This window comes from Arthrobacter sp. MDT2-34-1, from assembly GCF_059091365.1.
This window is the reverse complement of the sequence record NZ_JBNHGO010000003.1, coordinates 178,583-202,712: the sequence shown is the minus strand read 5'-3', so window position 1 is coordinate 202,712 and position 24,130 is coordinate 178,583. Positions and strand designations below refer to the sequence as shown.

General features: G+C 68.1%; 24 protein-coding genes and 1 riboswitch. Of the genes, 11 read left to right on the top strand and 13 right to left on the bottom strand.

Annotated features, from left to right (window positions below; genetic code table 11):
• Window positions 1–3: 3 nt before the first annotated feature.
• Window positions 4–600 (top strand): recombination mediator RecR, encoded by a 597-nt coding sequence (gene recR, locus AC5RVV_RS14335; RefSeq protein WP_494002065.1) that lies wholly within the window; start codon window positions 4–6, stop codon window positions 598–600.
• A gap of 241 nt (window positions 601–841) precedes the next feature.
• A complete protein-coding gene (locus AC5RVV_RS14330; protein WP_494002064.1) occupies window positions 842–2,131 on the top strand; it encodes an aspartate kinase in 1,290 nt (429 codons plus the stop codon).
• Window positions 2,132–2,297: 166 nt separating this feature from the next.
• On the opposite strand, the gene AC5RVV_RS14325 is transcribed toward AC5RVV_RS14330, so the two are convergent.
• Both AC5RVV_RS14325 and AC5RVV_RS14320 read right to left on the bottom strand, forming a co-directional pair.
• Entirely contained in the window at window positions 2,298–2,510 is a 213-nt protein-coding gene (locus AC5RVV_RS14325) for a hypothetical protein (RefSeq protein ID WP_494002063.1), read from the bottom strand.
• Between the two features lie 74 nt (window positions 2,511–2,584).
• Window positions 2,585–2,797 (bottom strand): hypothetical protein, encoded by a 213-nt coding sequence (locus AC5RVV_RS14320; protein WP_494002062.1) that lies wholly within the window; start codon window positions 2,795–2,797, stop codon window positions 2,585–2,587.
• Between the two features lie 95 nt (window positions 2,798–2,892).
• Here AC5RVV_RS14320 and AC5RVV_RS14315 point away from each other — a divergent pair, with 95 nt between their 5' ends.
• Window positions 2,893–3,354: a MarR family winged helix-turn-helix transcriptional regulator gene (locus AC5RVV_RS14315; RefSeq protein WP_494002061.1), complete on the top strand. Its 462-nt coding sequence runs from the start codon at window positions 2,893–2,895 to the stop codon at window positions 3,352–3,354.
• Between the two features lie 113 nt (window positions 3,355–3,467).
• On the opposite strand, the gene AC5RVV_RS14310 is transcribed toward AC5RVV_RS14315, so the two are convergent.
• Entirely contained in the window at window positions 3,468–6,629 is a 3,162-nt protein-coding gene (locus AC5RVV_RS14310) for a S8 family peptidase (protein ID WP_494002060.1), read from the bottom strand.
• 319 nt (window positions 6,630–6,948) lie between these two features.
• Between AC5RVV_RS14310 and AC5RVV_RS14305 the strand changes: the two genes are divergently transcribed.
• Window positions 6,949–7,989, top strand: coding sequence for a 3-methyladenine DNA glycosylase (locus AC5RVV_RS14305; protein ID WP_494002059.1), 1,041 nt, complete (start codon window positions 6,949–6,951; stop codon window positions 7,987–7,989).
• Between the two features lie 2 nt (window positions 7,990–7,991).
• Window positions 7,992–8,579 carry a hypothetical protein gene (locus AC5RVV_RS14300; RefSeq protein WP_494002058.1) on the top strand — a complete coding sequence of 196 codons (588 nt, stop codon included), beginning with the start codon at window positions 7,992–7,994 and terminating at the stop codon, window positions 8,577–8,579.
• 59 nt (window positions 8,580–8,638) lie between these two features.
• On the opposite strand, the gene AC5RVV_RS14295 is transcribed toward AC5RVV_RS14300, so the two are convergent.
• Complete coding sequence (locus AC5RVV_RS14295; protein ID WP_494002057.1) at window positions 8,639–8,809, bottom strand: hypothetical protein; 171 nt, start codon at window positions 8,807–8,809, stop codon at window positions 8,639–8,641.
• Between the two features lie 223 nt (window positions 8,810–9,032).
• On the opposite strand from AC5RVV_RS14295, the gene purS reads away from it, so the two are divergent.
• The 4 genes from purS (at window position 9,033) to AC5RVV_RS14275 (ending at window position 13,034) form a co-directional block, all read left to right on the top strand.
• Window positions 9,033–9,305, top strand: coding sequence for a phosphoribosylformylglycinamidine synthase subunit PurS (gene purS / locus AC5RVV_RS14290; protein ID WP_494002056.1), 273 nt, complete (start codon window positions 9,033–9,035; stop codon window positions 9,303–9,305).
• Window positions 9,305–10,087, top strand: a complete 783-nt coding sequence (gene purQ / locus AC5RVV_RS14285; RefSeq protein WP_494002055.1) for a phosphoribosylformylglycinamidine synthase subunit PurQ — start codon at window positions 9,305–9,307, stop codon at window positions 10,085–10,087. The genes purS and purQ overlap by 1 nt, the downstream gene beginning before the upstream one ends.
• Window positions 10,088–12,502 (top strand): phosphoribosylformylglycinamidine synthase subunit PurL, encoded by a 2,415-nt coding sequence (gene purL / locus AC5RVV_RS14280; RefSeq protein ID WP_494002054.1) that lies wholly within the window; start codon window positions 10,088–10,090, stop codon window positions 12,500–12,502. It abuts the gene before it with no gap.
• A 130-nt stretch (window positions 12,503–12,632) separates the two neighbouring features.
• The gene (locus AC5RVV_RS14275) at window positions 12,633–13,034 is read left to right on the top strand and encodes a VOC family protein (RefSeq protein WP_494002053.1); all 402 of its coding nucleotides are present in this window, start codon (window positions 12,633–12,635) and stop codon (window positions 13,032–13,034) included.
• 161 nt (window positions 13,035–13,195) lie between these two features.
• Here the strand turns inward: AC5RVV_RS14275 and AC5RVV_RS14270 are convergent, their stop codons facing one another.
• The 4 genes from AC5RVV_RS14270 to uriH form a co-directional block, all read right to left on the bottom strand.
• Window positions 13,196–13,798, bottom strand: a complete 603-nt coding sequence (locus AC5RVV_RS14270; protein ID WP_494002052.1) for a putative endonuclease domain-containing protein — start codon at window positions 13,796–13,798, stop codon at window positions 13,196–13,198.
• 603 nt (window positions 13,799–14,401) lie between these two features.
• Window positions 14,402–15,361, bottom strand: a complete 960-nt coding sequence (locus AC5RVV_RS14265) for a ribokinase (protein WP_494002051.1) — start codon at window positions 15,359–15,361, stop codon at window positions 14,402–14,404.
• On the bottom strand, window positions 15,358–16,782 hold the full coding sequence (uriT, locus tag AC5RVV_RS14260) for a uridine transporter UriT (protein WP_494002050.1): 1,425 nt from the start codon (window positions 16,780–16,782) through the stop codon (window positions 15,358–15,360). Before uriT ends, AC5RVV_RS14265 begins: the two co-directional genes overlap by 4 nt.
• Window positions 16,779–17,822: a uridine-preferring nucleoside hydrolase UriH gene (gene uriH / locus AC5RVV_RS14255; RefSeq protein ID WP_494002049.1), complete on the bottom strand. Its 1,044-nt coding sequence runs from the start codon at window positions 17,820–17,822 to the stop codon at window positions 16,779–16,781. Before uriH ends, uriT begins: the two co-directional genes overlap by 4 nt.
• 208 nt (window positions 17,823–18,030) lie before the next feature.
• Here uriH and AC5RVV_RS14250 point away from each other — a divergent pair, with 208 nt between their 5' ends.
• Window positions 18,031–19,023 (top strand): LacI family DNA-binding transcriptional regulator, encoded by a 993-nt coding sequence (locus tag AC5RVV_RS14250; protein ID WP_494002342.1) that lies wholly within the window; start codon window positions 18,031–18,033, stop codon window positions 19,021–19,023.
• Between the two features lie 29 nt (window positions 19,024–19,052).
• On the opposite strand, the gene AC5RVV_RS14245 is transcribed toward AC5RVV_RS14250, so the two are convergent.
• The 4 genes from AC5RVV_RS14245 to AC5RVV_RS14230 all read right to left on the bottom strand — a co-directional run bounded on the left by AC5RVV_RS14245 (window position 19,053) and on the right by AC5RVV_RS14230 (window position 21,269).
• Complete coding sequence (locus AC5RVV_RS14245) at window positions 19,053–19,853, bottom strand: SDR family oxidoreductase (RefSeq protein ID WP_494002048.1); 801 nt, start codon at window positions 19,851–19,853, stop codon at window positions 19,053–19,055.
• Between the two features lie 56 nt (window positions 19,854–19,909).
• The gene (locus AC5RVV_RS14240) at window positions 19,910–20,230 is read right to left on the bottom strand and encodes a putative quinol monooxygenase (protein WP_494002047.1); all 321 of its coding nucleotides are present in this window, start codon (window positions 20,228–20,230) and stop codon (window positions 19,910–19,912) included.
• A gap of 85 nt (window positions 20,231–20,315) precedes the next feature.
• Complete coding sequence (locus AC5RVV_RS14235) at window positions 20,316–20,861, bottom strand: DUF1990 domain-containing protein (protein WP_494002046.1); 546 nt, start codon at window positions 20,859–20,861, stop codon at window positions 20,316–20,318.
• A 3-nt stretch (window positions 20,862–20,864) separates the two neighbouring features.
• Entirely contained in the window at window positions 20,865–21,269 is a 405-nt protein-coding gene (locus AC5RVV_RS14230; protein WP_494002045.1) for an MmcQ/YjbR family DNA-binding protein, read from the bottom strand.
• 253 nt (window positions 21,270–21,522) lie between these two features.
• On the opposite strand from AC5RVV_RS14230, the gene AC5RVV_RS14225 reads away from it, so the two are divergent.
• On the top strand, window positions 21,523–22,362 hold the full coding sequence (locus AC5RVV_RS14225; RefSeq protein WP_494002044.1) for a DUF1206 domain-containing protein: 840 nt from the start codon (window positions 21,523–21,525) through the stop codon (window positions 22,360–22,362).
• A 78-nt stretch (window positions 22,363–22,440) separates the two neighbouring features.
• Here the strand turns inward: AC5RVV_RS14225 and AC5RVV_RS14220 are convergent, their stop codons facing one another.
• Window positions 22,441–23,862 carry an LLM class flavin-dependent oxidoreductase gene (locus AC5RVV_RS14220; RefSeq protein ID WP_494002043.1) on the bottom strand — a complete coding sequence of 474 codons (1,422 nt, stop codon included), beginning with the start codon at window positions 23,860–23,862 and terminating at the stop codon, window positions 22,441–22,443.
• An 88-nt stretch (window positions 23,863–23,950) separates the two neighbouring features.
• Window positions 23,951–24,040, bottom strand: a riboswitch (SAM riboswitch).
• Between the last annotated feature and the right edge of the window lie 90 nt (window positions 24,041–24,130).

Here is a 24,130-nt window from a genome sequence, read left to right as displayed (position 1 = left end):
TCAGTGTACGAAGGTGCTGTCCAGGAGCTGATCGACGAGCTCGGCCGCTTGCCTGGAATCGGCCCGAAGTCCGCCCAACGCATCGCGTTCCACATCTTGGAGTCCGATCCGGCCGACATGAAGCGGCTCGTTGACGCCGTCACCCACGTCAAGGAGCGGGTGAAGTTCTGCTCCATCTGCGGGAACGTCTCCGAACAGGACACCTGCAACATCTGCCGCGACCCGCGCCGGGATCCGACGGCCATCTGCGTGGTGGAAGAGTCCAAGGACGTCATCGCGATTGAGCGCACCCGGTCCTTCAAGGGCCGCTACCACGTGCTCGGCGGCGCCATCAATCCAATTGGCGGCGTGGGTCCGGAGCAACTGCGCATCCGCGAGTTGCTCGGCCGCCTCTCGGACGGACAGATCGAGGAAATCATCATCGCCACCGATCCGAACCTTGAAGGCGAGGCGACGGCGACCTATCTGGGCCGCATGCTCAAGACCATCGGCATTCCCGTCAGCCGATTGGCGTCCGGCCTGCCGGTGGGAGGCGACCTCGAGTACGCGGACGAAGTTACACTGGGCCGCGCCTTCGAAGGCCGCCGCATGCTCACGTAGCAAAGCGGCGGCCCAGCCACGCGGTGCGTCGCGCGAGTCGGACGCAGGCCAGGCACCGTCGTCGTTATTACCCTGGCCGGTCATACTGCCCGCCCCATTCTCCGCCCTAACCACTACGGCGCTAGAATGGCGGTTGCCGCGCGGTGCGCAGCCGGGATGCGTGGCAGCAAATCCATGAGCCCGCATGCGCGCCCTGGCGGCCGCGGTCCGGGCCCCAACCCAGGAGTTGTTTAGAGAACACATGAGCCTGATAGTGCAGAAGTTTGGCGGTTCCTCAGTATCGGACGCGGAGGGGATCAAACGCGTGGCACAACGCGTGGTCGACACCCAGGCCGCCGGCAACCAGGTTGTCGTCGTCGTGTCCGCCATGGGAGACACCACCGACGAACTGCTGGATCTGGCCAACCAGGTCTCCTCCAGCAGCAGCAGTGCCCGCGAAATGGACATGCTGTTGTCCGCCGGCGAACGCATCTCGATGTCGCTGCTGGCCATGGCCATCCAGGAATTCGGCTCCAGGGCCCAGTCCTTCACCGGCAGCCAGGCCGGCATGGTCACCGACGCCATCCACGGCAGGGCGCGGATTATCGACGTCTCGCCGCACCGGGTGATGACGACCATCGAAAAGGGCGAGATCGCCATTGTCGCCGGCTTCCAAGGCATCAGCCGGGAGAGCAACGACATCACCACGCTGGGCCGCGGCGGTTCGGACACCACCGCGGTGGCGCTGGCGGCGGCCCTGGGCGCCGACGTCTGCGAGATCTACACTGACGTGGACGGCATCTACACCGCCGATCCGCGGGTGGTGCACACCGCCCGCAAGATCGACGCCATCTCCAGCGAGGAGATGCTGGAAATGGCGGCCTCCGGCTCCAAGATCCTGCACCTGCGCTGCGTCGAGTACGCCCGCCGCTTCGGCGTGAAGCTGCACGTGCGCTCGTCCTTCAGCACGAACGAGGGAACCTGGGTACTGCCCAACCCCGACGACAAGATCAAGATTCAAGAGGGAGAACCCTTGGAACAGCCCATCATCTCCGGCGTTGCCCACGACCGCTCCGAAGCCAAGGTCACCATCCTGGGCGTGCCCGACATCCCCGGCAAGGCCGCGGAAATCTTCGGTATCGTCGCCGGCGCGCACTCGAACATCGACATGATCGTGCAGAACATCTCCACCCGCGGGACCGGCAAGACGGACATCTCCTTCACGCTGCCCATGGTGGAGGGCAAGGAAGCCCTGGAGGCACTCAACGCGGCCCAGGACGTGGTGGGCTTCGAGGGCATTCTCTACAACGAAAATGTCGGCAAGCTCTCGCTGATCGGCGCGGGCATGCGCTCCAACCCCGGCGTCTCCTACAAGTTCTTCGAAGCCCTGCACAAGGCCGGCGTGAACGTGGACATGATCTCCACCTCCGAGATCCGCATCTCGATTGTCACACACGCCGATCTGCTGGACACCGCGGTCCGCGCTGTCCACGCGGCATTCGACCTGGACACCGATGAGGAAGCCACGGTCTACGGCGGCACCGGCCGCTGACGCCGCGGGGCGGAACCGGAGAGGGGCTGTCAGCAGTTGGCTGGCAGCCCCTCTTCGTGTGTCAGGCCTTGCGCGGCTTGCGGTAGGCGTACCTTGCGCGGCCTCATCGCGTACCAGCCTTGCGCGGCCTGGTCATGTGCCGGGCCTTGCGCGGCCTCGTCGCGTGTCAGGCCTTGCGCGGCTTGCGGTAGGCGTAGGCGTGGCCGGGACCGCGCTCCACTTCGATCTCGGCCAGTTGTTCCTCCGCCGCTTTCTCCGCCGCGTCGTGCCGGTGCACCACCGGGGTGTCGGCTTCGATGCGATCGGCAGGGCCCCAGACCTTCGCCGCCTTCTCCGTGGCTCGCATGAAGCGGTCCATGAAACGCCGATTTCCAGCCATCTGAATCACCTTCTTGCTCAGAAGAATCCGTGGCATCAGTTTAACGAGGCCCGGTACGGAAGAACAGGGCGGGGCTAGGCCGGCTTCTTCGGCACGATGTAGGTGCTGCCGTCCGCCCGGGTGACCGTTTCCCACTGCGACGCTTCGGCCTCGCGCTGCTGGAGCAGCGCCTTGTTCTCCTCGGTCATGGGATGGTCGACGCCGCTTTTCTGGGCCGGGCCGAAGACGATGCGGAACTTGCCGGTCGCCCGCATGAACGCGTTGACGCGGGACTTCTTCTCGGTCATGGGCGTGATCCTTCTTCCGGTGCCCGGTGGACTCTGGTGGGCATGCAACCCCATAATAAGGCACGAACAATTAGCGCACGAACTGATGGATGGTGATGGCCGTGACAGCCACAGCGGGGACGACGGACGATCTGCTGCTGGAGCACCAGTTGTGCTTCGCGCTGTCGGTGGCGTCGCGCAGCGTGGTGGCCTCCTACAAGCCGGTGCTGGAGAAGCTGGGCCTCACGCATCCGCAATACCTGATGATGCTCGCCCTCTGGGAGCAGAGCCCGCGGATGGTTAAGGACCTGTCCGAGGCGCTGCAGCAGGAACCCGCCACCCTGTCCCCCATGCTCAAGCGGCTGGAGCAGGCCGGCCTGGTGACCCGGGAGCGGGTGGAAGGCAACGAGCGGGCGCTGGCCGTGGGGCTGACCGCTGCCGGCCAGGCGCTGCGGGAGGAGGCACTGGCCGTGCCTGGAACCATGCTGGCGCGCCTGGGGCTTGAACGCGAGCAGTTGCGCGAACTGAACGCCTCGATGCATGCGCTGATCAAGGCCGCACGGGAAGCCAAGGACTAGCGACAACGCACGGAGCCGCCGGAAGATCCGGCGGGAGGGTGGCCGGTGGTTGTATCCACCGGCCACCCTCCCGCTTGTTCAGGTGCTGTCAGCGGCCGGGGCCGCCGGCGCCGTTAGCGGCCGGAGCGCTGCCCGGGCTGCTCCGAGGCACTGCCGTCGACTATCACGGCCGTACCTTCAGCTGCCGGCGCCTGCGCCGTGGCGCCGTTGCCGGAGACGTTGACCGTCACCGCCGTGGCCGCGCCGTCGCCGAACTTGACCAGACCTACCCAGCTGCCGGCCGCCAGGCCGGACCAGGCGGCGGTCACCGTGCCGGTCTCGCCGTTGGCCAACTGCAGCGGATCCGGGCTGACCGCCAGGTTGCCGGCGTCACCGCTCAGCGCCACCGTGTCGATGGTCCCCTTGCTGGCCTTGCCGTCCGGGCTGCTGTACAGGTGCGCGATGGCGTAGTAGGTGCCCGGGGCCGGATTGTTGATGGCCAGGGACTCGCTCGCCGACGCCGTGGCCGCCGAGATCACGGTACCCGCGGGGGTGTAGACATACAGATCCCAGTCCGCCCCCGGGTCGGCCGCGGTGATGGAGAACTGCGCCAGCGTGGCTCCTGCCGGGACCGCCTGCGGCGCGTATCCGGTGCTGCCGTTGGAACCGATCACGGCGGGCTGGCCGGGGACCTTCTCCACCGCGGTGGCGTTGGCCTTGGCCAGGCCCTCGACCGCGAGGTCGATCGGCGAGTTGGTGCCCGAGGTGACCTCGATCGTGCCGGTGCCGTCGCCGCCGTCGGAAGCGAACGCCACGCTGGCAGGGGCCACCGCGGTGACCGGCCGGACGGCGATGGGCGACGCAACCGAGTGCTGCCCGCCGGCGCCCTTGCCCTCTTCCGTCCAGACCAGCTCACCCATGGTGAACTGATCCAGCGGGGCAGCCGCGTTCTCGAAGGTGACCTTGAACGTGCGTTCCTGGCCGGCCTTCTTGAAGGTCAGCTTGGCGGGCGAGACCTTCACGTTCACGCCCGGCAGGTCCACGTCCGCCGAGTAGGTGCCGGGCTTCAGGGCGGTGAGCGTGCGCTCCACGGTGACCTTGCCGGCCAGCTTCCCGAGGGCAAACGACGGCACGTTGATGTCCTTGGACTCGACGGTGTCCCGCTTCTTCAGGCCCAGATCCAGGCCTGTGCCCTGGATGAATCCGAGCCAGTCGTTGATATCGGCATCGTAGGCCAGGCCGGGATCGCCCATCCGGGCGGTATCCACGTGGCCGGCGCCGGTGGCGAAGCGGTCTTCGTTCACCGAGCCGTCCTCCGTGACGAGGTCGCCGGCGGTGGTCATCATCGCCGACTTCACGGTGGCCGGGGACCACTTGGGGTTCTTGGCCAGCAGCAGCGCGCCGAGGCCGGCTACGTGCGGCGCGGCCATCGAGGTGCCGGACATGAAGCCGCTGGTCTCGCCGCCAACCACCGGGGAAACTCCGGCGAGGACGTTCACGCCGGGGGCCGCGACGTCCGGCTTCAGCAGGTTCGAGTCCACCGCCGTGGACGGACCGCGCGAGGAGAACTCGGCAACCTGCGGGACCGGGCTCTGCGGCAGCCCCGTGGTGTCACGGTCGCGCAGCGCCGCGGTCAGCGACGGGTCCGCGGCGACCTTGTCCTTGATGGACGGGTCGTCGATGTGCACGGTGGGGACGGCATGCAGGTCCAGGTCGAGCGACCCGGGGGTCACGTTGACGAGCACCATGCCGACACCGCCGGCCTGCTCGACGGCGACCGATTTGTCCGCGCGGGCGATCACGCCGCGGTCGCAGATGACGATCCTGCCTTCGACCTTGGCCGGATCAAGCTTGCCGGGGTAGCACAAGCGTGCTTCGTCACCGGTGGCGCCGGCCGCACCGGCCTGCGCGGAAAGGATCAGCGCGGTCTGCGGAACCTCGCGGTTCATGATGGACGTGCCGCGGTACTTGGTGCCGTCCGAGAGTTCCACGGTGCCCTGCAGTTCGTTGGAGAACGTGCTGGCGGCCACAGTGGTCACCCAGGGCGCGCTGTGGTTGACGGTGGCGGGAGCCGGACCCGCGTTGCCGGCGGAGGCGGAAACGAAAACGCCCACCTCGGCCGCGCTCAGGAACGCCACCGACACCGGGTCCAGGACGGAGTTGTTGTTGCCGGAGATGGAGTAGTTCAGCACGTCGACGCCGTCGAGGATGGCCTGCTCGATCGCGGACACGGAGGCCGAGGTGTAGCAGCCGCCGGTGGCGTCGTCGTTGTCCTCCCAGCAGATCTTGTAGACGGCCACCTTGGCGGCGGGAGCCACGCCGTTGCCGGTGCCGAAGTCGCGGCCGTCAACGGTCTGCGTCACGCCGCTGTTGCCGGCGGCCGTGGTGGCGGTGTGGGTGCCGTGGCTGGCGATGTCCAGCGGGGAGATGGACTCCTGCGGATGCCGGTCTTCCGGCGGCACATAGGCCAGGAAGTCGTCGGCGTAGTAGCGGGCGCTGAGCACCTTGGAGTTGCATTCGGTGCCGTCGAAGCCGGAGCCTTCCTGGCCCGGCTGGCATTCGCCCAGGAAGGTGCTGCCGTCTGCCTTGAGCATGGCGATCTTGCCGTCCGGCGTCAGGTAGGGTTCGCCGACCTTGGCCTTGCCGGTCAGCGGCTTGACCTCCTCGCCAGCCAGGAAGTCGCTGTCCGGGTAGTAGCCGGTGTCGATCACGCCGACCACGGTTCCCTTGCCGGCGTTCTGTGCGCCGCCATACTGTTCGGCCCAGACGCCGTTGCCGCCGGGCAGGTCCAGGAAATCGGTGCTGGAGTAGTCCGGGTGGTGCTGCTCGTCCGGAGCTACCGCCGCCACGCCCGGCTTTTTGGCCAGCTCGGCCGCCTGCAGCCCGGTCAGCTCCGCCGCGAAGCCGTTCACCGCCGTCGTGAAGCTCTTCCCGATCTTGACGCCCTGGGAGGCGGCGACGTCGTTCTGCTGCTCCTGCAGGTGTGCCCGGTACTTCTTGGCGTGGGCGCTGTTTCCATTCAGCTTTTCGCCCGGCGCGGGCTTCGTTGCCGCGATGCCGGACACGCCGCCCTCATAGGTGGCCAGCGGATCGCCGGAGAGCATCACGATGTAGCGGCCGTCCTCGTAGACGGCCTGCTGCCCGTCCGGATTCGATGTGATGGTGCGGGCGAGGTCGGCGGGTGCGGCCGCCGCCGGGCCGGCGAGCCCGGAGAGGATCAGCGGTATCCCCAGTGCGAGTGCCGCGGCAGAGCGCAATCCCTGCCGGTGCACAAAGCTGCTGCTTTGCTGTGTCATGAGAAGGAAATGCCTTTCATCCGGTGGGCGCGACCGCTTTGGTCGGCCCGCAGACGCAGCCGAATGCCTATCCTGCAGGCCGTGCGGCCGCAGGGTATTGGATTTCCCCGGCGTGCGAGGCCGGCCCCATCCCCATCTGTGACAACAGCCACATTGGTGCGTCTGTGGGATCAAAGTACCGCACCGGAAGGTCTGAAAGAACCGTTTCACCCTTCTTGGGTGCGCCGCCGCGGAAATTCCCTGCGCGTACTTCCCTGCCGGGGCCGGCGGTGCTATAAGCCGGGTGCCAATCTGACGCGGCGGCTGGGACAATGGAACCATGGCGCCGCAGGTTCTCCTCGACCGGCTCCGGGTGCTCGAACCGGAGCAGTGGCTGCCGCGCGCCCGGGCCCACGGCGAGCGCGCCGAGCGCTTCATCCAGCCCTACCTGCAGCGCCGCTCGGCCGGGCTGAAACACCCGGTGGAAGACTTCCTCTTCACGTATTACAGCCTGAAGCCGGGGCAGCTGGCGCGTTGGCATCCCGGCGCGGGCGTGGTGTTGACCGGCGCCGACGCCGGCGAGCGCCGCGGGTGGAAGTTCTACAGGGCGCTGACCGCCGCCGAGTGCCGCACCGCGGGTGTGGGGCACGACGCCGATGCCGTCACGTTCGACGCCGAAGCCTTCCTGGCGGCGCGTGGAACGGCGGTGGCGTTTTCGCGGGAAATCCTGGCCGGCGCCGCGTCGCGGCCGGCCCGGTTCGGCTGCTTCGGACTGCACGAGTGGGCCATGGCCTACAAGTCACGGCTCAACGGCGTCCGGCACGACTACCTGGAGCTGCGGCTCGGCGCGGAGGGAACGGACCAGGTGGTGGAGGGCAGCCGGATCAACTGCTCGCACTTCGACGCCTTCCGGTTTTACACGCCGCAGGCCGTACCGCTGAACACGCTGCAGCCCACCCGGGAAAACCAGCGGCAGATGGAACAGCCCGGCTGCCTGCACGCCAACATGGACCTGTACAAGTGGGCGTACAAGCTGGCCCCGGCGCTGCCCAGCGAACTGGTGATGGACTGCTTCGAGCTGTCCTGGCGGATCCGCGAGCTGGACATGCGGGCCTCGCCCTACGACCTCTCGGGCTGGGGCTACGAACCGGTCAGGATCGAGACCACCGAGGGCCGCGCCCAGTACGTGGCGGCCCAGCGGGCGTTTGCCGAGGAGGCGCAGGCGCTGCGCCTCCGGCTCCTGGAAGCCCTGGACGTGCTGGAGGCACTGGATGTGCTCAAGGCACCTGATGTGCAGGACCGTGGGACGGAGGGGAACTCGTCGTCGCACCCTGCGGCCGCGCGTCGCTCCGCTCCGGGAAACATTCGAACGGAGGACTGACCATGGCCGTTGAGGCGGAGCGTCCAGGGCGGCGGCGGGCCCGTTGCCGCCAAGCGGCGGTGCTCCTTTCCTGCCTGCTCTTCCTGCCCTGGCTGGCGGCCTGCGGCCAGGGCGACCAGCCGCAGCCTTCCCCCGGCATCGCCGTTCCCGCTTCCCCGGGCGACGGCGGGACCCCTTCCCCATCGGAACCCGCTCCCTCGGGACCCCCGACGTCGGAATCCCCGACGGACGACCAGAAAGGCGTGGCCGTGGATGCCGAACTGTCCATCATGCTGACCTCCGCCGACAGCACCTCGCGGTTTGAGCAACTGCTGGTGTGCCGGGATTCCCATCCCGCCGAAGGCTCCACGGTCAGGGACCCGGAGGGCGCTTGCGCGGCGCTGGCCAAGCACGGGGACAAGGTCTTTTTCGAACTGCCCGATCCCAACCGCCTCTGCACCCAGCAATACGGCGGTCCGCAGCAGGCCCACGTCACCGGCACCTTCAACGGCCGCGAGGTTAACAAGCACTTCTCCCTCACCGACGGGTGCAAGATCTCCGAGTGGAACGCCATGGCCGCGTTGCTGGGCGGCCGCGCCGGCGAAGTTTAGTGCCGACCTGGTCAGCGCCGCCGTGGCCGCCCGGGTCAGCGGCGTCGTGGCCGACCGGGTCAGCGCCGGCCGTCGCGCATGACTTCGCTCACGCGGCGGTCAAGATCCCGGCGTGCGGCTCGGGCGGCCCGCCGGTCGTCGCGCTTCTTCCGAATGACCATCCGCCCGAGGCCGCCCAGCACGACGGCGGCCAAGATGGGCAGCAGCATGGACTGCGGCTTCTCCGTCATGAAGCCCATGCTACGAGCCCCGCTGGCCGACGGCACGGTTTTGCCGGGATCCGCCGTCGTCGTCCCGTAAAATCAGCGCCCCGCGATGCCGGTAGAATAGTGCTGCAAGCTCGCGGAGCGCTGGGTCAGCGTGAGACGGCACCAATTGTTGGATTGACACTGCACTGAGTTCCGCGCGCCTCGCTTCGTTTGAAGAGCACAATCCAAGCACAGGAGTGGCCGGATGCCCCGGATCGTTGTTGATGTCATGCCCAAGCCCGAAATCCTTGATCCGCAGGGCAAAGCCATTGCCGGCGCGCTGAACCGCTTGGGCCTGGCCGGCTTCAGCGAAGTCCGCCAGGGCAAGCGCTTCGAGCTGACTGTTGACGGCGAGGTGACCGAGGAACTCCTGGAACAGGCCCGGCATGCCGCCGCCACGCTGCTCTCCAACCCCGTGATCGAAGACGTCACCCGGGTGGAGGTCATCACCGAGGCGACCATCGGGGCCGGCGAATAATGACTGAGACTCCCCTGATCGGCGACTTCTCGCCCGCACCGGACGCAGGCCTCTCGGGCGCGCGCATCGGCGTCGTCACCTTCCCCGGCACGCTCGACGACCGCGACGCGGCCCGTGCCGTCCGGATTGCCGGCGGCACCGCCGTCAGCCTGTGGCACGGCGACCATGACCTGCAGGGCGTGGACGGCGTGATCATCCCTGGCGGCTTCTCCTACGGCGACTACCTGCGCGCCGGCGCGATCTCCCGCTTTGCCCCGCTGATGGAGCAGATTGCCGACGCCGCCAACGCGCCGCACGATCCGCTGCCGGTGCTGGGCATCTGCAACGGCTTCCAGGTGCTGACCGAGGCACACCTGCTGCCCGGCTCCATGATCAAGAACAACCACCTGCACTTCCTCTGCCGCGACCAGAGGCTGCGCGTGGAGAACAACACCACGGCCTGGACCAGCCAGTACGAAGCCGGCGCGGAAATCGTGGTGCCGCTGAAGAACCAGGACGGCCAGTACGTCGCCGACGAGAAGACCCTGGACGAGCTGGAAGCCGAGAACCGCGTGGTGTTCCGCTACTCGGACGGCAACCCGAACGGCTCGCGCCGCGACATCGCCGGAATCAGCAACGCCGCGGGCAACGTGGTGGGCCTGATGCCGCACCCCGAACACGCCGTGGAAGCCGGCTTCGGCCCGGACTCTTCCGCCTTCGGCGACGTCGAGCTGCGCGGCGGCACCGACGGCCTGGGAATTTTCACCTCCGTTTTGACGAAGATTGTGGCAGGTGCCAAGTAAATGACCGAGACCAATCCGACCAGCGCAACAGTGGATACCCGGCTGGAAACCGAGGCCGAGGCACGCAATGAGCACGTGCAGAGCTACGGCGGGGCGGCCGACGCCGTCGAACGCGCCGAAGGGCGTCAGTTCAACATCGACACCGTGGAGCATGCCGCGCAGACCCCGGACACCGAGTTGCCTTGGGCCGAGCTGGGATTGAAGCGCAACGAGTTCGACGAGGTAGTCAAGGTGCTGGGCCGACGCCCCACCGCCGCCGAGCTGGCCATGTATTCGGTGATGTGGTCCGAGCACTGCTCCTACAAGTCTTCCAAGGTCCACCTGCGCCAGTTCGGCGACAAGGTCACCGAGGACATGAAGAAGCACATGCTGGTGGGCATCGGCGAGAACGCCGGCGTGACGGACCTGGGTGACGGCTGGGCCGTAACCTTCAAGATCGAGTCACACAACTCCCCCACCATGGTCGAGCCGTACCAGGGCGCCGCAACCGGCATCGGCGGCATCGTGCGCGACATCATCTCCATGGGCGCGCGCCCGGTGGCCGTGATGGACCCGCTGCGCTTCGGCGCGATCGACCACCCGGACACCGCCCGCGTCGTCCACGGTGCGGTCGCCGGCATCGGCGGCTACGGCAACTCGCTGGGCCTGCCGAATATCGGCGGCGAGGTCGTCTTCGACTCCGTTTACCAGGGCAACCCGCTGGTGAACGCCCTGGCCGTGGGCGTCATGCGCCACGAGGACATCCGGCTGGCCAACGCCTCCGGCAAGGGCAACAAGGTGGTGCTGTTCGGCGCGCGCACCGGCGGCGACGGCATCGGCGGTGCGTCCATCCTGTCCTCGGAGTCCTTCGACGACACCAAGCCCTCCAAGCGTCCCGCGGTCCAGGTCGGCGACCCGTTCTCGGAGAAGGTGCTCATCGAGTGCTGCCTGGAACTGTTCAAGGGCTCGCTGGTCGAGGGCATCCAGGACCTGGGGGCCGCCGGCATCTCCTGCGCCACCTCGGAACTGGCCTCCAACGGCGACGGCGGCATGGACGTCGAGCTGACCTCCGTGCTGCTGCGCGATCCGACCCTGACGCCGGGCGAAATCCTGATGTCCGAGTCGCAGGAACGCATGATGGCCGTGGTCTCGCCCGAGAACGTCGAGGCGTTCGAGGCCGTCATGGCCAAGTGGGCCGTGGAATACTCCTGGCTGGGCGAGGTCACCGACACCGGCCGCCTGGTCATCAAGTGGGACGGCGAGACCATCGTCGACGTCGACCCGCGCACCGTCGCCCACGACGGCCCGGTCTACAACCGGCCCTACGCCCGCCCGGAATGGCAGGACAGGGTCCAGGCAGACGGCTTCCGCGCCTCCGCCGCCGGCGCCAACCCACCGGCCAGCGCCGAAGACCTCAAGGCAGCCGTGCTGGAACTGATGGCGTCCCCGAACATGTGCTCGAAGGACTGGGTGACCAACCAGTACGACCGCTACGTGGGCGGCAATACCGCACTGGCCATGCCCGACGACGCCGGAGTGGTCCGGGTGGACGAGGAAACCGGTCTCGGGGTTGCCCTGGCCACCGACGCCAACGGCCGCTACACCTACTTGGATCCCTACCAGGGCGCGCAACTGGCCCTGGCCGAGGCCTACCGGAACGTCGCAACCGTGGGTGCTATCCCGATGGCGGTGTCCGACTGCCTGAACTTCGGTTCGCCGGAGGACCCGGACGTCATGTGGCAGCTGGCCGAAGCGATCCGCGGCCTCTCCGACGGCTGCATGGAACTGGGCGTCCCGGTCACCGGCGGCAACGTCTCGCTGTACAACCAGACCGGCAACACCCCGATCCACCCGACCCCGGTCGTGGCGATGCTCGGCAAGCTCGACGACGTCGGCCGCCGCACACCGTCCGGCTGGCGCGAGGACGGCCAGGCCATCTACCTGATGGGCACCACCCGCGACGAGCTGGACGGCTCCGAATGGGCCAACCTGCGCGGACACCTGGGCGGCAAGCCCCCGGCCGTGGACCTGGCGGCCGAGAAGCTGCTGGGCGAGCTGCTGATCAACGCCTCCCGGGACGGCATGATCGACGCCGCCCACGATCTCTCCGAAGGCGGCCTGGCCGCTGCCCTGTCCGAGATGGCGCTGCGCTTCGGCGTCGGTGCCCGGATCGGCCTGGGCGAGGTCTGTGAACGTGACGGCGTCGACCTGTTCACGCTGCTGTTCAGCGAGTCCCAGGCCCGCGCCGTCGTGTCCGTGGCGCGCAGCGAAGAGGTCCGCTTCAAGGACATGTGCGGCGCGCGGGGCTTCCCGTTCATGCGCATCGGCGTGGTGGACACCGAGAACGGCGCGCTGGACTTCCAGAGCGAGTTCTCCGTGCCGCTGGCTGAACTGAAGGAAGCCCACGAGGGCACCCTGCCGAAGTACTTCGGGTAGGTTCCGCCGCCCACGGGCGAGCGAAAGAGGGATGTTCCCTGCACCGCGGTGCGGGGAACATCCCTCTTCGTCTTATCTCCGAGGACCGGAACCCGCCGGTGCGGGCAATCCGTGTCTGTAGGCTGTGCCCATGACGGCACCGCAGATCTATATCAGGTTCCCCGGCACTGCCCGCGAAGCTCTCGGTTTCTATGCAGAAATCTTTGGCGGAGAGCTTTCCCTGCACACCAATGACGACTTCGGCAACAGTGCGGGACCGCCGGGGCAGATAGCCCACGGAATGCTGAACGGCGTGGTCGCCCTGGCCGGATCGGATGCGGCACCCGGCGAGAAGACCGTCCGGCTCGAGGGCGTCATGCTCTCGTTGCTCGGGACGGCCGAGCCCGAGGTGCTGCACGAGTGGTTCGACAAGCTCGCCGTTGGCGGCCGGGTGGTCGATCCCCTGGCGCCGAAGCCGTGGGGCGCCTCCGATGGCCAGGTGATCGATCGTCACGGACTCCACTGGCTCGTCGGCTACGAACCGGTGCCGTGAGCGAAGCGCCGCTCGGGGCACCGGACGCGAGGGCGCGAGCCGGATAAGCCGCAAGCCGGGCACCAGATAAGCCGGAAGGAACTGGGTTAGCCGCGCCCCTCCCATACCCCCCGCTCCATCGACTATTCAGCAGGTGCCCTCTTCGCTTGCGAAAAGGGCACCTACGGAATAGTCGTTTCCGTTCCCACGGTGGTTCCTCGGCTGGCTCCCGGCCGCCACCCTTGAGCCAGCAGGGCCCTGCGTATCTTCGCCACGGCGGCACGTGCGCCGTCGTACATATCAGCCTGGGAAACCCGACGCTCCAGCCACCCCAGAGCGGCCGTATTCTCGCCTCGCCTGATGTCGCGGGCCAGCTGCTCAGCCGTCCGGTGGTGGCCGCCTTCGTATTCGATCGCGAGCTTATATTCCTTGTACTGCATGTCCGGCGAGTGCCAGCTTCTTCCCCATCCATCCACGATGGGTTCGTTGAGGCTTGGTTCCGGCAGCCCTGCATCAACCAGGGCAAGCCGCAGCCTGGTCTCCGGTGCGGAATCCGCTCCGACCCGAACAAGCGAGGCAGCCTCAGCCGCTTTGACCACACCGCGCTTGCCCTTGTGGCGCCTTATGACGTCCAGCAGGTCAGCCACCGTCGCGAATGGTTCTTTCCTGTTTTCGAACCTTGGGCGGGGAATACGGACCAAATGGTCTCCGATGACCACCAGCTCGGGGACGGTGAGTGCGACTGCGAGGTCGAGCCAGGTCTTGAGCCGGGATGTCACCGCCATCCCGTCCAGCTCAACGATTTCCTGGGGACCAAGTCTGGCCCGATGCCCCACAACTCCGATACGGCGCGGCGCGTTGAGGTGCTCAGGCCGTGTTACGTGAATGGAATCGTCCGCTGCAGCCGACGGCGGAAGGGGGAAGCCCCACAGCCTGGCCGCTGTGATGTGGGACAAGACCGACCCGGGGGTGACCAGTTGGAAGGCCCGGACCCGCTGCGCAAAGATGAGGTCCTCGCGGCACGGGATCCTGATGCCGCGGCTCGGCCGCAGCACCCTCGAGCTCCGAAGCTGTTTCTCGCTGAGTCCCGCCTCGAGTCCTTCCCGCCAAACAAAAGAGGAACCTGACACCGCTGTCGGAAGTTCCCGGGGATACCTCATGCCTCCATTCTTGGGGCACGGCCAGCCGGCCGCCGTAGTTATCCACACCCGGGATTGTAAAGGGTCGTCTAAGGCGGGGCCATGGGGAAAGCAGCAGGCGGCTCCCACCAACGACGACGACGACGCGCACCTTCCGATGCACGGCGCCGTTCGTTTGTTACGTCGCGTTCGGCGCCGCCCACCTTCGGGTGCAGCAGCGCGGTTCGTTGTCGTATTCGGCTTCTGGCGTCAGGCGCCGGTCCGCAGACGCTCCACGTCCGCCAGCCGCGGATATGCGGCCTGGGTTCCCTTCTTCGTGGCAGCCAAGGCGGCAGCGACCGAAGCGAACGCCGCCGCCTCGGCCAGTGTCTCCCCTGCGGCAAGCCGTGCCGCGAGGGACCCGGTGAAGGCGTCGCCGGCGCCGGTGGTGTCCACGGCGTTAACCTTGGTGGGGGCGATCCGGGTGAAACGGCGCCCCTCCTCGGCATGCCCATCCAGCACGATGGAGCCGTCGGCGCCCAGGGTGACCACGACGCGGTCCAGCCCTTGCGCCGCAAACTGCAAGCGCACCTGCTCCCAGTCGGCAACGGCGGCATCGGCGCAGGGCATTTCGCCGCCGCCGAGGAACAGCGAAGCCTCGTGCGCGTTGACCAGCAGGACGTCGGTGAGTTCGGCCAGGCTTCTTGGCACGGGCGCGTAAGGCGAGAGGTTGAGCAGCACTGTTGCTCCGGCGTCGTGCCCTGCTCGTGCTGTCGCCTCCACGACGTCCAGGCCGACCTCAAGGCAGAGGCAAACGACGGCGGCGCCATCGAAAACGTCCCCGGCTGCGGCGACATCATCCGGAACTACGGTGCCGTTGGCGCCGGGGGAAATGACGATGCTGTTTTCCCCCGCTGCGTCAACGGTGATGACCGCGACGCCGGTCTCGACGCCGGCGGCGCGGCGCACGCGGGAAACGTCCACGCCGGCCCCTGCCACGGAGGCCAGCAGCATGTCTCCGTTGGAGTCCTCGCCCACGGCGCCGATCAGGGCGACGTTGCCGCCGAGCCGACCAGCGGCCACGGCTTGGTTGGCGCTCTTGCCGCCCGGGTTCACGGTGAAGCCTTCGCCACGGAGGGTTTCGCCCGGGTTGGGCAGCCGCTCGGTGTAGATGGTCAGGTCCGCATTCAGTGAACCAACGACGACGATGCGTCCGGCCTGCGGACTCACTTTTCCACCTCGGCCTCAACGGGCTTGGGGATCAGCAGCGAGGCGGCGAAGGCCGCGACCGTGATGACCAGGCCGACCACAATCACCGTAAGGTAAGAGCCGCGGTCGCCCAGCGCCGAGGTGCCCACGAGCACCGCCGGCAGCACCAGGAAGCTCAGCCCGGCGCCGAGGTTGAAGGCTCCGGCGTTCATGCCCGGCAGGAAGCCGGGGTTGCCCGGGGGCGAGAGCACCACGCCGAGCCCGTTGAGCATGATGTTCGCGGTGCCGGCGTACATGATGCCGAGCAGCGCAGTGGCGGCGACCATCACCGGCAGGCTGTTCAGGCCGAACAGCGCAATGATCACCAGGGAGACGATGCTGCCGATCATGCCGATGCGCAGGACATTGGTGTAGCCCAGGACCGGGGCGAGCCGCCCGCTGATCGGGCCGAAGACCCAGCCCAGCAGCGCGTAGGGGGTCAGGATGAGCAGCGCCGTTTCGGTGGGGCCGAGGCCGAAGCCGGGTGCGGCGGCCTGTACGTAAGCGGGGACAATCCCGTTGATCACGGCGAAGATGCCGGTCATGGTCAGGATTGTGGTCAGCAGCGGCGCCCACGTGGAGCGCTGGCGCAGATGGACAATCTCGACCATCGGCTCCTTCGTACGCTTTTCGGTGACCCAGAAGGCGGCGAACGCTGCGGCGGCCACGGCGATCAACACCAGCGAGAGAATCAGGGTTCCCGTGGAGAACGCGCCGACCAGCTTGGCGGCCTCGTTCAGCGCGGTGAGCAGGGCACCGACTGCGACAACAATAAAGACGACGCCGGTCCAGTCCATCCGCGTCCCGGCCTGCGGTTTGCTCTCGGGCGTCAGGACAGCGACAAGAACCGCGGCGAGCACGGCGAGCACCACCATGAACCAGAAGATGCTGCGGAAGCCGTAGTGCTCGGCCATGTAGCCGCCGAGGAAGGCATCGACGCCGGCCACGCCGCCGTTGACCGCGAGGATGACGCCCATCAGCGTGCCGTAGGTGCGCGGGTTGGGCACGGCGGTGCGCAGCATGATGAGGCACAGCGGAACGGTGGGGCCGCTGACGCCCTGGATGATCCGGCCCACGAAGAGCCACGTAACGTCCGGGGCCAGCGCCGCGATCACGGAGCCGACGGCCGTCAGCAGCATCATGCCGACGAGGATCCGCTTGCGGCCGACGATATCGCTCAGCCGGGGCAGGAACAGGGAGAACAGCGCGGCGGTGGTGAAGAACCAGGTCTGGGACAGGCCGATCGAGGCCTGGTCGGTCTGCAGTTCCTCGCCCATGGTGACCAGGGCGGGGCTGAGCATGGAGGCATTGAGCTGGAAGGCCACGCAGGCCGTCAGCAGGGCGACCATGAGGGCGGTGGTGCCGCCGCGGGTTGCCTTGGTGTCGTGGAGAACGGCGCTCATTTCGCTGCCTCCCCGGTGGCGACCGACGCCGCGGAGGCGGGCGCCGCTGTCGTCGTTGTGGTGGCGGTTCCCGTTTCTACCTCGCCGATGCGGACCAGCGCATCGGTCACCAGGTTCCAGAACTTGGTGCGGTCAAGGTCCACGGCCACGGAGGTGTGGCAGTCGGCCGGCGCGGGGGCGCGGAAGTCGGCGACGGTCATGCCGAGGGTCAGCTTGCCCTGCAGTTCGATGTCGACCGGGACCTTGCGGGTGGTCATCACCGTGGGGTCGATGACGTAGGCGACGGCACACGGATCGTGGACCGGCGGGTAGTCGAAGCCCTGTGCATCCTTGTACGTCTGGGCGAAAAAGTCCATCAGTTCGCGGACAAAGCGGGCCGGGCCGGTGCCGACGGCTTCGATTTGCTCGACGACGTCGGGGGTGGCCAGCGCCTGGTGCGTGAGGTCCAGTCCCACCATGACCAGGGGCCACTTCTCGTTGAAGACGATGTGGGCGGCCTCGGGGTCGATCATGATGTTGAATTCCGCCACGGCGGACCAGTTGCCCACGTGGTAGCCGCCGCCCATCAGCACGACTTCCTTGACCCGCTCGACGATGCGCGGCTCCTTGCGGGCGGCCATCGCGATGTTGGTCAGGCCGCCGGTCGGGACCAGGGTTACGGTGCCGGGTTCGTGCGCCATGATCGTGTCGATAATGAGATCAACGGCGTGCCGCGGGTCCAGTTCGATGGCGGACTCCGGCTGCGCGGGGCCATCCATGCCGGACTCGCCGTGGATATCCGGCGCGGTTTCGATGGTGCGCACCAGCGGGCGGTCGCAGCCGGCGGCGAACGGGACACCGGTGATTCCGGCGATCGTCCCCACGGCCAGGGCGTTCTTGGTGACCTTTGCCAGGGTCTGGTTGCCGACAACGGTGGTCACGGCGAGCAGTTCGATGTTCGGGTTGCCGTGGGCCAGGAGCAGCGCCACGGCGTCGTCGTGCCCCGGATCGCAGTCCAGGATGATCTTCTTCGGTCCGGGCGTCGCGGAAGTGGCGTCCATGTTTTCTCTCCACGTCATCGGGGCCCCGCAGCGGGGAAATTGTCACAGCGAGTTTGACATCCCCTTCCTGTCCACGTCAAACGCTTGACGTAGCACGCGTCAAGCGCTTGATGCCTTGTTGCGCTTGATTGCGCTTATCATGGGGCTCATGGATTCCGCCCGCCCTCCCCAGCACCCGCCGCGCATCGGTCGGCGAGTGACCGCGGCGATGGTGGCGGCACGCGCCGGCGTCTCCCCCGCGACGGTTTCGTTGGTGGCGAACGGCAAAACGCGCGGGCGGGTGTCCGCCGACAACATCTCCCGGGTCAGCCAGGCAATCGCCGAACTCGGATACGTGGTGGACAGCGTGGGCAGTTCGCTGGCCAAGGGCGTCAGCTCCATTGTGGTGCTGGTGGCGCCGGACATTTCCAACCCGTTCTTCGCCAAGGTCGTTGCCGGCGTGCGCGAATCCCTCGGCGCGGACTTCCAGCTGCTGCTCTCCGTCACCGAAGCCGGCGAATTCCCCCGCGCGGATGACATCCGCCGGCTCCTCGCCCTGCGCCCGGCGGGCCTGCTGGTGGATGCCCCCGATGCCGCGTTCCTCGAGGACCTCTCCCCCACGGGCCCCTTGGTGCTGCTCGACGCGCCCGGGCTGGAGGCTTATGCGCCGTCCGTCAACCTCGACGTGGCCCACGGCGCCCGCGAACTCGCGGCGCATCTGGCCGCCTCCGGCCACCAGCGGGTGGCGTACCTGGACAGCGTGACCGGCACAGCCACCTTCACCATTCGCCGGACGGCCTTCCTGGAGGAAGCGGCCGCTCGCGGGCTGACCGCGGACCCGGCCCACCTGATCAGCACCACGATCGACGTCGGCGCGTCGGCCGACGCGTTTGGCGCCGCCTGGCCCCAGTGGCAGCAAGCGGGTGTCACCGCCGTCGTCTGCGCCACCGATACCCACGCGTACGGCGTGCTGCAGCAAGCGCGCGTTGCCGGCGTGCGGATCCCGGACGAACTCGCCGTCGCCGGCTTCGACGACCTGCCCTACTCCGCCACCAGCAACCCCGGCCTCACCACCGTCCACCTTCCCGCCGCCCGCCTGGGCCTCAAGGCCGGCGAACAGCTGCGCGGCCTGATCGAAGGCCGCGACCTCGAGCAACCCCAGCTCACCTTGGAGGCCTCGCTGATTGTGCGCGGCTCCACGGATCGGATCGCCGCCAACTAACAACGACGGCGCGGTCCGGGCCGTCGCGGCTACACCTTGCGCCAGTCGTGCCCGGTCACGGCCGCCCCGGCCTGCGGCCCCATCTGCAGCATGCCGCCGTCCACCACCCACGACGCCCCGGTGACGTAGCCGGCTTCGGCCGACGCGAGGAAGGCGATCACGGCTGCGACCTCGCGGGCGTCGCCGGGCCTTGCCAGCGGAATGCCCGGCCGGTCGATGCGGTGCGGGTCTTCGTCCTCGTTGCCGGTCATGGCGGTGGCGATCTCTCCCGGCGCGACGGAGTTGACCGTGATGCCGTGCCGGCCGAGCTCCAGCGCCATGTTCTTCACCAGGCCGCCGAGGCCGTGCTTCGCGGCGTCGTACGGGGCGGCCCCGATCATCGGCTGGTGCTCGTGCACGCTGGTCACGGCGATGATCCGGCCGCCGCGGCCGGCATCCGCCATCCGCCGGGCTGCCCGCTGCATGCACACGAACGCGCCGTCAAGGTCGGTGGCGACCACCCGGCGCCAGGTCTCGTAGTCCAGCTCCAGGAACGGCTCCGAGGCGCCCGTGCCGGAGTTGTTGACGAACACGTCCAGTCCGCCGAGCTGCTCCGCGAGCGAATCGACCACGTCGCCGCAGCCGGGCAGGTCCGTGGTGTCCAATTGGGCGACGGCGGCGCTGCGGCCGAGCGCGCGCACCTCCTGCGCGGTCTCTTCAGCCCCGCTTTCGTCCGAGTGCCAGGTGATCCCCACGTCCAGCCCTGCCCGGGCGAGCGCGACGGCGGTGGCCCGGCCGATGCCGGAGTCGGCACCGGTGACGATGGCGGTGCGCGGCGTGAAATTTTCCATGGGCCTATTGTGGCGAAGAACCGGCCGCTTGCCAGCCCCACCGGCCGCGCGGGCCGCTACGCGACGGTCATTTCGCCCATCAGGTCCCAGTCGTCGCCCTCGACCTGGCGGCTGATGATCCGCGGCGTTTCCTGCAGGTACTGCGGCTGCTCCTGCATGGCCTTCTTGAAGTGGTCGCTCTTCACATGCGCTTCGGCCGCGTCGTCCCGGAAGGCCTCGACCAGCACGTACTCATTGGGGTCCTCCACGCTGCGCGACCAGTCGAACCACAGGTTGCCCGGCTCGGCACGCGTCGCCTCGGTGAATTCGCGGACGAGTTCGGGGAAGTTATCGGCGTACTCGTCCTTGACCTTGAACTTGACCACAATGAAAATCACGCGGCATCAGCCTTTCTTCTGTTGGGGGTGTCTTTTCATCCTGTCATGTACCGCGCGGTCCGTCAGGTCAGGTGCGGCCAATCAGTTAGCGGCGGTGCCCGGCCTGCCCGCCGGCGAGCGCCTTGGCCGCGGCAATATAGCGCCGCGTGACCAGCCGCTGTGCGGCCTCCGCCACCGGTGCTCCTGCCCGGTAGAACCAGTTGGCATGCCGGCTGAACGCGAACACCTCGAAGACCACCCGCCCGCTCCCCTCCAGCACAGCCACAAAGCCTTCCTCCCCCGACTCCGGATGCCCGGGCAGGGTGCCGTAGCCGAAGCCCGTCCGGGTCGGCGTTCGTTCCGTCCACACCACGCGGCACGGGATGGCGAGCCGCAAAGGCCCGACGCCCAACCCGCACACCACCTCCGCGCCTTCGGCGGCCACCGGCCCCGTGGCATCGACCCGCAGCCCGGCCAGCCGATGCACTTCCCACCCCATCAGCCCCTCGGCCAGCCGGTGAAAAGCGTCTTCCCCCTCACCGACACCGACCCGCTCGTCGACGACCCGGTATCCCGGCGGCGAGGTGCGCTCCCGGCTCAACCCCACGCCGTCGTACGTCAGCGGAACCCCGCCGAGGTCCTTCGCCCTCACCGCTCAGTCCTGCCGCGCATCGTCACCCCTGGACAGGCCCATCCAGCCCAGCATCTCGCGGTCGCGGCGCGGCAGCGATGCCACCACCAGGTCGTACGAGTCCTCGATCATGTCCCGGAGCATGTCATCGGGCAGCCCGCCGTCGCAACGCACGCCGTTCCAGTGCGTTTTGTTCATGTGATAGGCACCCGTGATCTCCGGATGCGCCGCGCGGAGCTGCTGCGCCAGCACCGGTTCGCACTTGAGGCTGATACTCAGCTGCGGCGCCTGCAGGTCCGAGAGCGCGAACATCTTCGCCGCCCGCCCTGCCGCCCGGACCTTGAACACCGACGACTCGGGCCCAAACGGGAAGTCCTCGAACGCCCCGGGCAGGGACAGGCAGAATGCGCGCAGGGCGGTTGCGTCCATGGGCACGAGCCTACTGCTCCCGGCCCGCGCCGGTCACGGTTTTGCGGAGATCGACGTGCCCACCCGGCCTCCCGCGCCGCCCCGCGCGAGCCTCGCCGCGGCCCCCTGGACCGGCATCCCGCCCGATTCCGCCCGGTGCGCGGCGGCTACTTCGGTGGCAGGATGGTTTCACAGCTGTTTCACGGGGAACGACGGCGGGCTTCCGTGCCGCCGGCGGGTTTCGGAACGGGCGACGGCTTTGGAGAGGAGACCCATGGCAGACACCGGCAGGGAAGCGAAGCGGGCGGCCGGCAGGGCCAAGGACAAGACCGAGGTCGCCGCCAATTCCAAGGTGTTCGAGCGGGTGGCGCGGTTCGGTTATGTGGCCAGCGGCCTGCTGCACGTGCTGATCGGCGCGATCGCGCTCCGGCTCGCCTTCGGCGGAGGTGGCGAGGCGGACCAGACCGGGGCCGCCTCCAGCCTGGCGAAGACTCCGGGCGGAATGTTCCTGCTGTGGGCGGGCATGCTTGCCGCCGCCGCCCTGGCCTTGTGGCAGATCAGCGAGGCGGTGTTCGGCGGCCGCGGCCGGGAGGCAAAGAAGAAATGGGGCTACCGGGCGAAGTCCGTGGGACTGGCCATCGCCTACACGGTGGTGGCGGTGTCGTTCGGCAGCTTCGCGCTGGGTTCCGGCGCCGACAGCAGCCAGAGCTCCCAGGACGCCAGCACCAGGCTGATGCAGTGGCCCGGCGGTGCCGTTGTCCTGTTCCTGATTGGCGCCGTGATCATGGGCGCCGGCGTCTTCTACGTCTACAAGGGCCTGAAGAAGAAGTTCCTGGACGACCTCAAACGGCTCCCCGGAGGCAGCACCGGCACCGCCGTGACGTGGACCGGCGTCGTGGGTTATGCGGGCAAGGGGCTGGCACTGTTCGTGCTGGGGCTGCTGCTGGCGGTGGCCGCGGTGCAGCACGACCCGCAGGAGGTCAAGGGGTTGGACGGGGCGCTCAAGGCGCTGCGCGACCAGGCTTTCGGCCCGGCCGCACTCGCCGTCGTCGCCGTTGGCCTGATCTGTTACGGCCTCTACATGGGCGCCCGGGCGCGCTACGCGAAGATGTAGGCACCGGAGAACGACGGCGGTACGCCTCCCCGTGGGCCAGGCGCACCGCCGTCGTTGTTTAGATGGTTCTGCCGATGCCTACGCCCGGTGGGCCAGCGCGTTCTGCAGGCGGAAGCCGGCGGCCCGGTGGTTCTCCGGCAGCTTGTCGCCGCGGCCGAAGAGCTTGTTGCGCAGGGTCCCCGGCGCGTACTCCGTGGGGTAGGCTCCCAGCTTCTGCAGTTCCGGCACGACGAATTCCACGATGTCCTCGAACGTTCCCGGGGTGATCGCGTAGGCCAGGTTGAACCCGTCCACGTCGGTCTCGTCGACCCACTCCACGAGCTTGGCGGCCACCTCCGCGCCGGAGCCGACGGTGATCGGGCCGAAACCGCCGACGCCGACCCATTCGGCGAGCTGGCGGATGGTCCACGGCTTGCCGCTGTCGCCGGATGCCTTCTGGAAGGTCTCCACCGAGGACTGGATGGCATTGGACTTCACGTTCCCGCCGATCACGTCGTCCGGGCCGTAGGTGGAGAGGTCCACGCCCATCCAGCCGGAGATCAGCGCCAGCGCCCCGTTGATGTCCGCGTAGGACTTGTAGTCCGCGAATTTGGCCTGCGCGGCGGCGGTGTCGGGCCCGGTCACCACGGTCTGCATCGCGTAGATGCGGACGTCGTAGCGGTCGCGCCCGGCCGCCTCCACGGCGTCGCGGATCTTCTTCACCGATGCGGCCAGCATCTCCTTGGTCGGGCAGGTCACGAACACCGCCTCGGCGTTCCCGGCGGCGAACTCGGTGCCGCGCTTGGAAGCCCCGGCCTGGAAGATGACCGGGGTGCGCTGCGGGCTCGGCTCGGTGATGGCGATGCCGGGAACCTTAAAGTACTTGCCCTCGTGCCGGATCTCGTGGACCTTCGCCGGGTCGGTGAAGACGCCGGTCTCCACGTCCTTGACCACCGCGTCGTCCTCCCACGAGCCCTCGAGCAGCTTGTAGATGACCTCGAGGTATTCGTCCGCGTGGTTGTAGCGCTCGTCGTGCTCCAACTGGTCTTCCTGGCCCATGTTGCGCGCCGCCGAGGGCAGGTAACCGGTGACCACGTTCCAGCCGACCCGCCCGTTGGTCAGGTGGTCCAGCGTGGCCAGGCGGCGGGCGAACGGGTAGGGGTGCTCGTAGGCTGTGCCGGCGGTGACGCCGAAGCCGAGGTTCTCGGTCACCGCGGCCATCGCCGAGACCAGCATGAACGGATCGTTCACGGGGACCTGCGTGCCGGCGCGCAGCGTCGTCTCGTTGGAGGATCCGAAGACGTCGTAGGTGCCGAGCACGTCGGCGATGAACAGGCCGTCGAACAGGCCCTTTTCCAGCACCTTGGCCAGGTGGGTCCAGTAGCCGATGGTGTTGTAGGTGGCGGACTTGTCCTGCGGGTGGCGCCACAGTCCGGGCGACTGATGGCCCACACAGTTCATGTCGAAGGCGTTGAAACGAATCTGGCGCCGGGGGTTGGGCTGCGGGTTGTTTACGGTCATGTCAGGCTCCTTTTCTGATGAGAAGAGCCCGCGCCGGCCCTCCGTCGGGCATGCGGCTGCCAACGGAAGACCAACGAGAGATCGAGCTTCTCCATCGGTCCTGGCGGTAGCACCTTCCTCAGGGAGGGGGTTGCTGCGGCGTCAACAAGCCAGGTCTCTCGGCCGCTCTGGATGGGTACCCCTCCATTGGACACCCGCGGGCGCCCCGGAGGGAAATGTTCCGCGTCACGCGGGGTAAGAATTACGACGCCGGGGCGCCCTCCGTCAC